Genomic DNA, 13,709 nt, shown 5'->3' on the forward strand with positions numbered 1-13,709 from the left:
TTTTGTTTTCTTTTATTTTTGCTATACTTGTATTAAATATCTTAAACAAGTAGTATAACTTGTATTTACTCACAAGTGCCCCGCAACTATTACCTTCTTTTAGCGGGGAGCAGCAACAGCATCGGCAATTGTAGCCTGGTAGCATACATTTAAAATTGATCTGTAATCTTTAGGAATAATTAAACTGATTGCAGCTGAAATAAGAGGAGCCGGTAACTCATAAGCGGTTTACGTGATAGGGGTTGCTAATAAAGCCTAAGCAAAAAATAGCGGAAAAATCTTTGGGAGAACATTTTCATTTGAATAATTGAAATGCACATAGCCAATAAGTTTTTCTGCTGCACAAACAGCAGTTCAGGGTTAACTTATTTTACCTGAAGCTATACCACTTCCGGCAGGAGCTATAAAGACTTGCCCGCTTCACTTAGAGCACTAGCAGCAAGCGCTGTTTTTTATTTAAAAACAATAACTAACATTAGTTTGATAAAAGTCTATAAGTTGTTGTTAGTATGGGCTCTGCAAAAGATTTGGGAAAAAAGGTGAAGTGGGAAGAAACCGTTTGCCATAAAAAAGACAAGTAGACCCTTGGCGGAATTTAAGCCGGATTCCTTTGGAAGGCCATTTTTATTAGGATAATTGAAAACTGATACTGTAATAATTTCTGATATATGTTACAAAATCTACTTTCCTGACTAACTGACTTTACCTGCGGCCACCTGTTTTAAATGCCACTTAAACCTGACAGAACCGGGGGCTTATTTATTCTGCTGCTATCACATAACATTATCCTTTACGCTCATTATAATGTATATGCCATGAACAAAAAGATGTACTATTTAAAAAATCTGCTTTTCCCTTGCTTGCTGCTTGGTTCAGCGCATACCGGCTTTAGTTCTACCGCCGGTTTTGCCGCTACCTCGCAGGAGAGCCTGCTTTTTAACTCTGTTTCAAAGACAGGTACAACTACCGGAAATGCACTTAACATAGGGTATACGATGCCTGAGGCGCAACAGGGAGTAACTGTGTCGGGGCGTGTGCTGGACGAGAACGGATCAGGTTTGCCAGGCGTTACCGTGATGCTTAAAAGTACAATTACCGGCACCTCAACAGACATAGATGGCAATTATAGCCTTGCTGCGCCAGGAGGTAAAGGAACACTGGTGGTTTCGTTTGTAGGCTACCAGACGCAGGAAATAGACATTAACAACCGTGCTTCCATCAATATTTCGCTGGCACCAGACGCTAAGGCACTCGATGAAGTAGTGGTAGTAGGCTACGGCACGCAAAGCCAGCGTAATATAACCGGAGCCGTGCAGACAGTTAAAGCCCAGGAGTTCGCCGATATGCCGGTGCCGCAGGTAGCGCAGAAGCTACAGGGCCGGTTAGCGGGTGTGCAGATCCTGCAAACAACCGGCCGCCCCGGCGAAGGCATGAGCGTGCGGGTACGAGGACAAGCTTCCGCAACGGCAGGCAACCAGCCGCTCTACGTGGTAGATGGTTTCCCGATCAGTGGCGACATCAGCACCCTGAACCCGGATGAGATAGAGACGATAAGTGTATTGAAAGATGCTGCCTCTACCTCCATGTATGGCTCCAGGGCCAGCAACGGCGTTGTAATTGTAACGACCAAACGCGCTAAGTCAGGTCAGACATCGGTAGGTGTTAACTCGTTTTACGGGGTGCAGGCCATACCATCCAGGGGAGTACCGGAGGTGATGAATGCCCGCGAATTTGCCCAGTTTATGCAGGATGTGTACACCGAGAATAACCGCACGGTGCCGGAAATTTACCAGAACCCCAGCCAGTACGGCGAAGGCACCGACTGGTATGGTTTGCTGACCCGAACTGCTCCCATACAAAACCACAGTGTAACCTTTAATGCAGGTGGCGAGAAATTCAGTACTTCGGCTGTGTTAGGTTATTTCGACCAGCAAGGCGTTATCCTGAACACAGGCTTCAAGCGTTTTTCAGCCAGGCTTAATTCGGAGTACCGTTTCAACGACAAGGTGCGAGTGGGTGTAAACATTGCACCAAGCATTTCTAATACCAGCGGCCGGCCAACCGATGGCGGACCATTCACTAACACGGGCGGCATGCTGACCAGCGCCCTACTAGCCTCTCCGCTGGCACCGGCCGTGAACCCTGATGGCAGTCTGCCCATTACCGCCATGACACCGGGCATGCTTAATGTGCCGAACTGGTACCGGGTAGCACTTGAGGCCGATGGGACCAATCGCGTTAACCGCCTTTTGTCGAATGCTTTTCTGGAGTATGAAGTGGCAAAAGGCCTTGTGCTGAAAACATCGTTGAACGGCGAACTGGGGCAGACGTTTTTCAAAAACTTTGTGCCTTCTACTTCCGGTAACGTAAACCAGGCGCTGCCGCGTGCTTCAGGCGATCTCACCCTGAATAACAACCAGTTCTATACCTGGTTATCAGAAAACACAGCCACTTACCAGAAAGAGGTTGGCGATCATTTCTTTGAAGGACTGGTAGGTTACACAGGTCAGAAATTCAGGAACGATATCAGTAATGTGGTAGCTACCAACTTTGCCAACGACCGGGTGCGCACCCTGAGTGCCGCCACCACCTTTGCACCTACCAGTGCCGTAGAAGAGTGGACGCTATTATCGTACCTGGCCCGCCTTACCTACAACTACAAAGGCAAATACTTGTTCACCGCCTCTGTGCGCCGCGATGGTTCTTCCCGATTTGGAACCGACAACAAATGGGGTAATTTCCCTTCTGTTTCTGCCGGCTGGGTGGTGTCTGACGAAAACTTTATGCAGGGCATAGGAGCTGTTTCGTTCCTGAAACTACGCACCAGCTACGGCATAACAGGCAACAACAACATCGGTAATTACCCAAGCTTTGCCCAAGTAAACTCAATTAACAGTGGCGCTTCAAATAACTATGTATTTAATAACACGCTGGCACCAGGTAACAATGTAGTGTCACTTGGAAATACTACGTTAGGTTGGGAGCGAACCGTCCAATTCGATATAGGCTTCGACCTGGGCTTGTTAAACGACCGCCTGTTCTTGGGCTACGACTACTACACCAAAAATACGGATGGCCTATTGTTTCAGGTGCCGGTGCCTGTACATACAGGCTTCCCGAACTTTTATGCCAACATAGGCGAGTTCAAATTCTGGGGGCATGAGTTCACCCTTACCTCGCGCAACACAGTAGGCACTTTTAAGTGGACCACTGATTTCAATATCTCCTTTAACCGCAACAAAGTTATGCAACTGGGTACAGCCAATGCGGCGTTGGGTGGAGGTACCAACCGCAACATTACCATGGTGGGGCAGCCAATCGGTATGCTCTGGGGCTACGTGGCAGATGGCGTGTACATGAACCAGGCTGATTTCGACAACTCGCCTAAATTCCAGACCTCTACCGTAGGTGCTGTAAAAATGAGAGATGTTGACGGCGATGGTGTGATTACAGTGGATGACAGAACCATTATCGGCAACCCGAACCCCGACTTCATCTTTGGCATGACCAACACCTTTGGCTGGAAGAACTTCGACTTGTCTATTGTTGCTTCCGGCTCTTATGGCAACGACATCATGAACACCTCCTTGGAGTACATCAATAATCTGGATGGCGTGTTTAACGTGACAAAGGCCGTAGCTAACCGCTGGAAGTCTGAGCAGGACCCAGGAGATGGCGTGCATCCGCGTGTACTGGCAGGTACTACAGGTCTTTTCAGAAATGCTAACTCCCTATGGGTAACAGATGGCAGTTTTCTGACGGTGAAGAACATTTCGCTAGGTTACAACCTGCCGCAGAACCTGATTAAGCATGTGCGTAGCCTGCGCGTGTATGGCAGCATACAGCAAGCCCTGGTAATTACCCGCTACGAAGGCTCTAACCCGGAGGTAAACTCCGGTGGGGAAAACCCATTGGCACAAGGCCTGGACCTGGGCGCTTACCCGGTGCCAAGAACCTTTACCCTGGGCCTGAATGTAGGTTTCTAGCCTCAGATGCTGCAATAGCTAAAAACATGTAAAATCTTTTCCGGTGCCCACTTCTGCCCCAGGCCATGCTGCCGTTGTTGCGAATTAGTAGGGAATTGGCCGGAAAGTTAAAATTCAAAAAAGATGAAACTAAAGATCATAACAATAGGGTTGCTGCTCTCCCTGGGGGCTTGTAAAGAAGACTTCCTGGAAGTATCGCCCGAAAATTTTATTAGCTCCAACAATTATTTCCAGACAGAGGCAGACTTTACGCAGGCGGTAAATGCTACCTATGCACCGCTCCGTATTGTGTATGGCGGTGCCTACATTATGGGCGAAATGCGATCTGATAACACGCATTATATTTTTAACAACTCAAACCGCGGGAACCTGGTGCGCGAAGAAATAGCCGATTTTATGGATAACCCGACGGCGGCACCGGTGCAGGAAAAATGGATGGGCAACTACCGCATTATCTCATATGCTAACCAGGTGCTTTCGCGCATAGATGCTGCCACATTTGCCGATAACGTAAAGGGAAACCTGAAAGGGCAGGTGCTGTTTCTAAGAGCCTTAGCCTATTTCGACCTGGTGCAGTATTTTGGAGATGTGCCGCTGCTGCTGGAGCCTACTTTCGGAGCCGCCGACGAGATACTGAACGTGCACTCCACCCGCACCCGCACCCCTAAGGCAGAAGTATATGCCCAGATTATAAAAGATGCCACTGATGCAGCTGCCCTGTTACCGGCAAAAGATCAACAGGAAAGAGGACGTGCCACTTCAGGCGCAGCCAAAACCCTGTTAGGCAATGTGTATGTGGTGCAGAAGCAATGGGCCCAGGCCGAAACAGTCCTGAAAGAAGTGGTGACCTCAGGCAAATACTCTTTACTCACCGACTATGCCGCTTTTTTCGATCCTGCCAATAAAAATAATGTGGAGTCGGTGTTTGAGGTGCAGTACCTGCAAGGCAACTTAGGCTTGCAAAGCAACTTTGCCTATGTGTTTATGCCAAACCTTGCGAACTTAACGCCTATCGTTGGCTTCGTGTTTAACAACCAAAACACGGGTGGCTGGAACATCCCGACCGATAACCTGATAGCCGCTTACGAACCAGGGGATACCCGAAAGGCCGCCTCTATTGCCGAAGGCTATATTGCAGCCGACGGAAACTTTGTAGCACAGCCTTATGTGAAGAAGTACCTGCATTTGCCACTCCCGCAGCCAAATGGCTCCAACCCGAACACCAACGAAAACTGGCCTGTTTATCGCTATTCGGAGGTGTTGTTGCTGCTGGCGGAGGCACTGAACGAACAAGGCAAAGGAGTAGAAGCGCTCCCATACCTGAACCAGGTCCGCGATCGGGCATTTGGGGCAGGCGTGTCGCCGGTAACCGTTACAGGGCAGGAGGCGCTGCGGACAGCCATTATGCAGGAGAGAAGGGTAGAGCTGGCATTCGAGAATAAACGCTGGCTCGACCTGGTACGCACCGACAAAGCTCTGGAGGTAATGACAGCCTATGGAGCCGCTTTAAAAGCAAGTGGAAAATATCCGAACCTGCTGCCTGGCTCCTATAACGTTACTGCCAATAAACTACTGTTCCCGGTGCCATTTACAGAGGTGCTGGTAAATCCGAACCTGCAGTAAGTTTTACAGTCTCACTCCAAGACCTCACAGCGTCCTCCAGACCTGTGAGTGTCTAAGGTGAAGCAGACAAGCTTATAAAAAACTTTTCCCAAACAAAACACTCTCAGGTCTGAAGGCGCTGCGAGGTTTACAGCTATCAAAATCAATTTATTCTAATGAAAAAGGCCTTCCGTAGGCATTTTTAGATGTTAGATACTGGATTATAGATGTTAGATTTTTGTCTGAATCAGGATTTACAGGATAATCTCAGCTTTTTATATATGTGCTTCTTGCCCACAAGATCCTGTGAGGATGACAGAAAAAATAATATCAAATTAACAATTCAGCAACCAACAACCAGCAATTATTCTAATGAAAATGCCCTTCCGAAGGCTTTTGCAGAGAAAAGTGCCAAGGGTAGGGTATAGACCAAAATAGCAAAAAGGCTCCTGTTTAGCTGCGTATGCAACTGAACGGGAGCCTTTACTTTCGTATCGAAAATGATTTACAGAGCCTTTGCGGTTTGGAGGGTAACCGGGCCAAGCAATCCTGCTTCGAGCAGTGGTTTACCTTCCAGGCGGTAAGGAGCAAGGGTCCAGGTGAGGCGTTCGTTCTCGGGCAAACCATGGTCGCCAATCAGGCGGTTTGCCCAGGTGTTTGTAACTTCTATCTCCAATTCGTTCTTACCTGCTTTTATGGCTTCTGTTATCTCTACCCGGTATGGAGCGGTCCAGGCGATGCCGCAGGGAGTGCCGTTTACTTTTACCTCGGCTATATTAGCCACGTTGCCCAGGTCCAGCCACACGCGTGTGGTTTTGTCGGCGGGTGCCTTGCTCTCGAAGGTTTTGGAGTAAATGGCAGTACCAGAGTAATGCTTTACACCGAAGCTGGATTGTTTGCTCCAGTCAGCTAACTGGCTCATGGCTACTGGTTCTTTCGGACCGCCAAAAGCAGGATCGAATTGTACCTGCCAGCTACCTTCCAGCGTCTGCAAAGGCTGCGGAGCTATCCAATTGTTGCCTTCTTCCGATTTTTTATCCGATACCTTATGTTGCAGCACCACAAATATTGACCCGTTGGCCTCCAGTTGCAGCGGCAGCACCGTGCGGTTGTTTTCGATGCGCCAGTTGGCAGCTCTGCGTACTTCGCCTGTTACGGCATCGTACAGCTCCGGCTCCCGGCCCGCCACCCGCAACGATAGTTCCAGGGTACGCTGCTTTTCCTGCTGGTTCGAGATAAAATAAAGATCGAAGTCAGGGGAGGAGCGGTGGGTCCAGGCAATGTCGAGGGCTCGTTGGTTGCTACCTGTTTCAGTTGCGACAACATCACGTTCCAGGCCCAGTGCATCAAATGAGGCACCTTGGTAAGGACCTTTCAGCAGCTTGCCTTTTCCTAGGCTCTGAATGGATGCGCTGGCGCCGGCAGCAGTGCTGGCTTCGGCTGGACCTGAGCCCCAAAGTTCTGAAACTAGTTTTTGCAATTTTGCATCGTTTGTCTGCGCATTGTGAAGACTGGGGGAGCGGTCGGGGCGGTCGGTTAGCAGTACGGTTGCGCCTGCTTTTACAAACTCCAGCAGCTTTTCTGCTACCTCCGGCGACATGGTATCGCTGTTCGGAGCCATAGGCCGCGCTCCCGGAATAACCAAAAGTGCATAGCTGGCACCACCTGGCAATACGATGCGGCCATTCTCCACTTTTGCGAGGCGCAGCAATGCGTCGCGGTTAATAGAGTCGTAGGCATAGCCGCGAAGTGGGTCTACCCAATTCTCCGGATCGGCCATGTTGGCGGTGTGGGTAACACCATCGGGCATCTGGCGCAAAGGTATTTCGGTGCTGGCCAGGCGTTCTTTCTCTTGCTGCACCAATTCTTTCCCAAATATTCCGGGTAGGGTAGATACTAACCTGTCTGGCAACACAGCCCTTCTGGGAATATCTTCGCCGGTAAACACTGCAATATCAGCCACAAAATTTCCTTGTTGCAACAGGGCCTGGCAACGTTGTGCATAAGTTACCCAGGCGCGGCCCGGTTTCCACCAGGTTTGGTCACGCTGGAAGTGAATGCCCACACCGTCCAGGGTCATACCGGGTTTGCGGTCGAGCCAGGGGTTGTGTGTGAAAACGTGGTACACATAGCGGTTAAATCCGAGAGCATAGTTGCGGTCGCCTAATGTTTTAAATAAAGCCGGGTGCTCGTCCCAGGCCATACGGAGCTGCGTGAAACACTCGGCCTGTACAATTGGCTTACCATACACGTGTGCGCCTGAGATGGCATCGAGCACATCGTTTGGTTTGTCGTGTGTGGGGCTGCGGAACCAGAATTCGCCCATCGGTATATCTACCGTGCTGTAATGCAGCATGCCGTCGCTGGTCATGGTCGGAGACACGCACTCGGCAGTAAACTTCAGGCCATGTTCGCGCACTCTGGTCATGAGGGTGCCATAAAACATATCGTTTACCAGCTCAGCAATCGTCTGGCGAACATCATGCAGAAAACGCTCCGACACATCGGCGCTCTGTACCGGAATACCGGCGTATAGCGGCAGGTAAGGCATCAGGTCGTAGCCCCGGCGCTTGCGGAACTCTTCCCTGAAAACCGGCGACCAGTTCTGGCTGCCGCACTCCCAGCTGTCTATGTAGAAAAGCTTCAGTACTTTGGCTGTCAGTTCCGGACCGGCCTGCTTTATCGCTTCGCCAAACCAGCCATCGAACTGCAGGTTTATGGCTTCGGGGTTAAACTTGTCGCACTCCAGGCCTGTGCCTGCGCCACCTGTGGCGTTGGTGTGGCCGGTGGAGGTGAGGCCCATCCGCAGAATGGTCCACTTGCCTTTCGGGGCATTCCAGTTCAGGTTGCCGTTGGCATCCAGGTGTTTCGTAATGTTTATTATCTTATCAGCTGGCACGCAAAGTTCATCTGGCACCTGTGCGGCAGTGGTGCGGGGGCTGATCCGCCATACTTCGCCTGTTTTGCCTTCGTACTGATGAATGCGTGGGGTGCCGGAAAGCTCAATACCGGCAACTTTCAGGTTCGGGCTCCATTTGGCTGAGTCCACATCTTCTGCTCCGGGTTCAGAACCAGCTTTGTCGTATACAAACCGGAAGTAGCGGGCAGTGGTAGGCTCGATCACGTGCGTGTTGTTGGCATCGGTATCCTGCCAGCCGTGGCGTGGTGGCTTCAGTCTCCCAATCGAGCGGAAAGTCTTGCCATCGTCGCTAACCTCTAGCAGCAGTCGCTGCGCCTGAAAATTATTGCCATTGGTGCGGATAACGATAGAGCGGCAGGTAAAGGGGGTATCGAACGCGTACTGAATCCAGCAGGACTCCTTGCTCGAAAAGTTCTCTTTGTTGCCCTCTCTTACCAAAAACTGAGGAGCAGGTGCATCTGGTTTGTTAGAAGTAACTTTAGGTGCTACTGTTCGTGTAGATATATCCGCTTGGTCCGGAGTAGGATAGGCCAGCACAGCTATATCGCGGTAGTAGTTTTCTTTGGTGGGCGGCTGTGGTAGTTTGCCTGTAAAACGGCGGCCACCTTGGGTATGGGTTTCGGACCATACTACTTTTTGCATCGACAGGGCCGGTGTAATCCAGGGGCCGCCTGCCAGCGCAAAGCCATCGCTGGCGTGAATGGCCATCTCCAGGTCCAGTCGGCCTGCTTCGCTCAGGGCGTGGTTTACCATTTGCCACCATTCCGGCGACAGCTGTTCTACCGGATTTGGCGTAAGGGGCGGATCTGTTTTGCCTTTGATCGCCACTATGTAGGCACCGCCTATGCCAGCTTCTTTCATGGCTTCCAGGTCGGCAGTTATGCCTTCTTTTGAGGAGCTGGCATGCATCCAGTACCAGAGTACCCGGGGTTTAGCCGCAGCCGGTGGCGACTGAAAGGCGGCACTCAGGGCACTTGCCGGAACCATGCTCGACCAGCCGGACGCCTGCCTGCTGCACGATGACAGCAGACCAGACAATGGTATGCCCGTAGCAGAAAGCGCTAAACCAGCTGCGCCTGTTTTCTTTAAAAATTCTCTTCTATTCCACTTCGGATTCATCATCAGGATGGATGAGATTTAATTAGTTAATGTAAACTGATTTTGAAATTCAAACCAAAATATGCTCTGGTGCATGAAATTAAAGGATAATGAGCGGACCCTTGGCAATATTTTAACAAAAACCTTTTCGAAGGGTATTTTCATTAGAATAATTTGAGTGTATAACCTTTAATAAGGCTCCTTGAAACAGGTTTCCAAATTCTTAGCGGCGGTTTTATCCAATGCCTTTGGGTTTTCATGTTTCATTGCTAGGGCTCCGAGCGCTCAAGGCCGCGGGGCCTCTTTCTTGGGCATCACGCTGCTGCATCTTTACTGCCCGCAAGCGGGCTGCCGCTCCCGCGACACCGGAAACCTGCAAAGGCGCTCAACCCAAGAACTGGGTTAGAATCGGTAGCCATGCTTATTGTTGTGCTTTGCCTTTAGCAAACCAGGAATATGTCATATACTACAATACTTCTGCCTCAAATAGCCATTCTCTGCCTGGAATTAGGCAGTGCACTGAATTGATTTTTAGAGCAGGCTTTAAATTTTTAAGAGCATCCTTCTGCTATCATTTCTAATTTTGAATTTCTAATTTTTAATTTTGCTCAGCACTAATGCGTATACATTTCTTCGGCTGTCTTGCGGGCTTTCTTTTCTTTGCGGTGTGTTTCGAGCCAGCCACTGTATAGCAGGTTTTTATCGAGCACCGGTTTCGGGAAAAACAAGCTGGCCACATAACCTACAATTATAACGATCAGGTGACTGTACACGCCCAGCATGTATTTGTGCTGCGTAAAGTTAAAGTCTCCAAGGTCGAGCAGCAACTTTTTGCCACTTCCAAAGTCGAAAGCAGTAGACGACAGAAAGGCATAGGTCGTAAACACGATGCAGGAGATGATGCCAATGTTAAGACCTTGCTTATTTGCACGGGCACTAAACAGCCCCAGCAGGAAGATACCGGCTATACCGCCTGAAAAAATCGAGTAAAGCGTAAACACAATGCCCAGCACACCTTCTTCACCAGCCGAAAGGTAAAGGCTGGCAATTAGTATAGCACCTAAACCTGATCCTACTACAATCCATTTGCCTACTTTCAGGTATTCGGCATCGGGGCGGTTAGGTTTAAAGCGTTTGTAATAGTCGGCCACTCCCACCGCTGCCAGGCAGTTCAGGTCGGAGTCGAGGCTGGAGATAGCGGCTGCAATGAGGGCAGAAAGTATAAGCCCTGTTACACCAATAGGGAGCTGGGTGTTAATAAAGTACGGGAAAACCGCATCGGGGCGCATATCATCTGGCAAGGGGTTCTGCAGGTAAAACACGTATAGAGCAGTGCCAATAAACATAAACAGCGCCCACAGCGGAACTGTTAGCAACACACCCATCAACGAGGCCCGCACGGCCGCTTTGTCGGTTCGGGCGGTGAGGTAGCGCTGCACAATAGTCTGGTCGGTGCCGTATTTCTGGATGGCGTAAAACACCCCGTTCAGGGCCATAACTACGAAGGTAAGCTTCGTGAAATTCCACTCGTAAGGGCCAAAGCCGGTTTTACCATTCTCTTCGGCAATTTGCCATACGGCAGCAGGGCCACCCTCCACAGAATACATAATAATAAAAAAGCACACGATGCCACCCGCAATCAGCATAAAACCTTGTATAACATCGAGCCAGATAACAGCTTCAATGCCACCTATCAAGGTAATGGCAATAATCAGCAGGCCGATAACCCAGATGGTGGCAAAGGTGTTAGCTCCCGTCATGTTGGCCAGCGCCAGGGCCAGCAGAAAGAAAACGGTGCCCATTTTAGAGAAGTGTGTCAGGATAAAGGCCAGCGAGCTGTAGAAACGGGCAAAAGCCCCAAAGCGCTTTTCAAAGTACTCGTAGGTGCTCAAGCCGATAACTTTGCGGTAGAGCGGCACTATAAACCAGACCATGCCCACCAGCACCAGCGGCACCATAATGCCCTGCACCAGCAAAATCCAGTTCGATGAAAAGCCCTCGCCAGGGTAAGCCAGAAACGTAACGCTACTCACCAGCGTAGCCAGCATCGACATGCCAATGGCCCAGGCAGGAATAGTGCCTCCGGCTGCAAAGTAACTATCGGTGGAATTCTGTTTATTTGCGAACCGCAAACCCATATAAAGCGATACCGCCAGCGAAATAAAAATGATGATGTAGTCTACAAGGTGCAATGTTTCCATACCAATGGGAGTGTGCTTTATTTTAAAAATGAAGTGCTGTTTGCTCTTTTATGCTGCTGTTCCATTTCGCCTCCTGTTGCTGCTGTTTATAGAGCAGGTACTTCCGGATCAACTTATTTCACTTTTCAACTGCCAAAGCTGCCGCTGTACTAAAAAGTGCCCTGCAAGGTTAATTCCGGGGTTTAGGAGGTGTTTTGTAGTTCAGGTTTGTCTTGTTATTATATGAATGGGTGATTTATATATAAATGTAATAAAAGTTTAATTTATAACTAACAATAGTTTTCTTTTTTTGATGATTAAATGTTGGTGCAGGGAAAGAGGCAAGGGAGGTGGTGGCAAGGAAGTGGCCATGGCCGGAGGTATCAGCAGGTGTGGTAAAGATCTGATTTGCCAGCTCCTTTCAGCAAGAATCCCCTGATCAAAAGATATACCTTTGGATCAGGGGATTCTTGCTGAAAGGAGCTGTAGTGTTATTTTAACCCTTGAGGCTTCCAGAGCATAAAAACCTTCTGAAGGGCAAAATCATTAGAATAATTCAGGTAAAAACATATATAGCAGGCTTTTCGCTATTAATACTTTTTAATCAAACAGCCGGTTGCGCGTCTTTCCAGCGAGGTAACAGTTTTGTTGCTCAATACTTCTTCAATTACGTTTTTCAGGAAAAAGTTTTTTACCTGGTCCGCTACCTGCGGGTTGTCATCTATGGCGCCTTTGTATTTGAGGGTAAACTGGCCATCGGTCTGGAGCAGCACAAAGGCCTCCGGGGTTTTGGTGGCTCCGAACTTTCCACTCAGGCTTTGCTCCTGGTCGGCTAGGTACGGGAAACTGTAGTTTTTGGCAGCCAACTCTTGCAATGTTTCGCTAGCCTCGCCGGTACCCACACTCGGGTTCACAAACACGAACTGAATGCCTTTGCTGCCATACGTGCCGGCCAGGTTTACAAGTCGCTCTTCGTAGAGTTTTGAGTAAGGGCAATTATTGTTTGTAAACACCACCACCACTGCTCTTTTGCCAGCAAAGTCGGTTAACGACACCGTTTTGTTCTTGCCATCCTGCAGCGAAAAATTAGCCACCTTGTCGTTTAGTTTATAACTGCCTGACTGCGCAAAAACACTTCCGGCTAAAAGCAGGGCTACGGCAATAGAGGCTAATTTTTTCATGTGAAGTTTGTTTGGGTAGATTTTATACAATAGCGTTGTCTATGCAATACGTGAGAATATGGTTGTCAACGTTTTCGAAACATACCTCATATGACCTGGAAAAGTTCGCTGTCTGAACAAGTCCCCGTAACGTGTTTTCGGTTTCGGAAGGAGCCAGCAGGATGTTTTCCTTAAATATAAGGTTTCTTTTGCTATACATCTTGTATAATGTTTCTTTCGCGCTCCAGTAGAGGCAGGTTTTTATGTCGTCGCCTGCCGTACAGGTTTTCTCGCTTTCGGCCAGGAACCTGTCTGCCACCCGGAGTGCCTTTTGGCTTACCAGTTCAATATCTATGCCAACCTGATGATCTGCTGAAACTATAACGGCAGCCAGTTGGGGAGAGTGGGTAATAGATAGTTGGATATCGCTTTGCTCAAAATAAGGCTTTCCGTGTTCGTTGCGGCACAGCACCAGTGGTACCTCTGTAAACTGCTGCAAAAGCGTGTAAGCCAGCATTCTGCTGGCCAGCCACTCCTGCTCGCGCTTTGGGTGCACCTTGCCTTGCAGAGCACTTAGATCTGCCTGTGGTGGCAAAGCAGCATAAAGTTCAGCAGCAGGCTCCTCTATTTGCCAGATGCCGATAAGGGTGCGCGGAGCGGGTTGCATGGTTTGGATGAGGGGCATAGGTTGGGCAGAATACCTGCCAAATTAGAAATTAAAAATTAGAAATTGATGCTCCTGAAGCACATGCACATTGGCAAT

The 13,709-nt window shown here is 49.3% G+C and carries 7 protein-coding genes; 3 read left to right on the forward strand and 4 right to left on the reverse strand.

The genetic code is table 11. The features are described from left to right. Positions 1 to 815 precede the first annotated feature (815 nt). Entirely contained in the window at positions 816 to 3,986 is a 3,171-nt protein-coding gene (locus tag FVR03_RS07180; protein WP_255474109.1) for a SusC/RagA family TonB-linked outer membrane protein, read from the forward strand. A 123-nt stretch (positions 3,987 to 4,109) separates the two neighbouring features. Then, entirely contained in the window at positions 4,110 to 5,609 is a 1,500-nt protein-coding gene (locus FVR03_RS07185) for a RagB/SusD family nutrient uptake outer membrane protein (protein WP_147921059.1), read from the forward strand. 484 nt (positions 5,610 to 6,093) lie between these two features. Here the strand turns inward: FVR03_RS07185 and FVR03_RS07190 are convergent, their stop codons facing one another. Then, positions 6,094 to 9,495, reverse strand: a complete 3,402-nt coding sequence (locus tag FVR03_RS07190; RefSeq protein WP_187270074.1) for a glycosyl hydrolase — start codon at positions 9,493 to 9,495, stop codon at positions 6,094 to 6,096. On the opposite strand from FVR03_RS07190, the gene FVR03_RS24320 reads away from it, so the two are divergent. Further along, positions 9,494 to 9,649, forward strand: coding sequence for a hypothetical protein (locus FVR03_RS24320; RefSeq protein ID WP_187270075.1), 156 nt, complete (start codon positions 9,494 to 9,496; stop codon positions 9,647 to 9,649). The genes FVR03_RS07190 and FVR03_RS24320 overlap by 2 nt on opposite strands. 571 nt (positions 9,650 to 10,220) lie before the next feature. Here the strand turns inward: FVR03_RS24320 and FVR03_RS07195 are convergent. From FVR03_RS07195 to FVR03_RS07205, 3 genes are all read right to left on the reverse strand, one after another. Next, a complete protein-coding gene (locus FVR03_RS07195; protein ID WP_147921061.1) occupies positions 10,221 to 11,807 on the reverse strand; it encodes a sodium:solute symporter family protein in 1,587 nt (528 codons plus the stop codon). Between the two features lie 569 nt (positions 11,808 to 12,376). Continuing rightward, the gene (locus FVR03_RS07200) at positions 12,377 to 12,967 is read right to left on the reverse strand and encodes a thioredoxin family protein (protein ID WP_147921062.1); all 591 of its coding nucleotides are present in this window, start codon (positions 12,965 to 12,967) and stop codon (positions 12,377 to 12,379) included. 22 nt (positions 12,968 to 12,989) lie between these two features. Continuing rightward, on the reverse strand, positions 12,990 to 13,631 hold the full coding sequence (locus FVR03_RS07205) for a 4'-phosphopantetheinyl transferase family protein (RefSeq protein ID WP_147921063.1): 642 nt from the start codon (positions 13,629 to 13,631) through the stop codon (positions 12,990 to 12,992). Between the last annotated feature and the right edge of the window lie 78 nt (positions 13,632 to 13,709).

It is taken from the genome of Pontibacter qinzhouensis, assembly GCF_008017455.1.
Lineage (GTDB): Bacteria > Bacteroidota > Bacteroidia > Cytophagales > Hymenobacteraceae > Pontibacter > Pontibacter qinzhouensis.

Coding starts and splice junctions, on each gene's coding strand:
- FVR03_RS07180 (WP_255474109.1), top strand. CDS start 816: ATGAACAAAAAGATGTACTATTTAAAAAATCTGCTTTTCCCTTGCTTG.
- FVR03_RS07185 (WP_147921059.1), top strand. CDS start 4,110: ATGAAACTAAAGATCATAACAATAGGGTTGCTGCTCTCCCTGGGGGCT.
- FVR03_RS24320 (WP_187270075.1), top strand. CDS start 9,494: ATGCTCGACCAGCCGGACGCCTGCCTGCTGCACGATGACAGCAGACCA.
- FVR03_RS07190 (WP_187270074.1), bottom strand. CDS start 9,495: ATGGTTCCGGCAAGTGCCCTGAGTGCCGCCTTTCAGTCGCCACCGGCT.
- FVR03_RS07195 (WP_147921061.1), bottom strand. CDS start 11,807: ATGGAAACATTGCACCTTGTAGACTACATCATCATTTTTATTTCGCTG.
- FVR03_RS07200 (WP_147921062.1), bottom strand. CDS start 12,967: ATGAAAAAATTAGCCTCTATTGCCGTAGCCCTGCTTTTAGCCGGAAGT.
- FVR03_RS07205 (WP_147921063.1), bottom strand. CDS start 13,631: ATGCCCCTCATCCAAACCATGCAACCCGCTCCGCGCACCCTTATCGGC.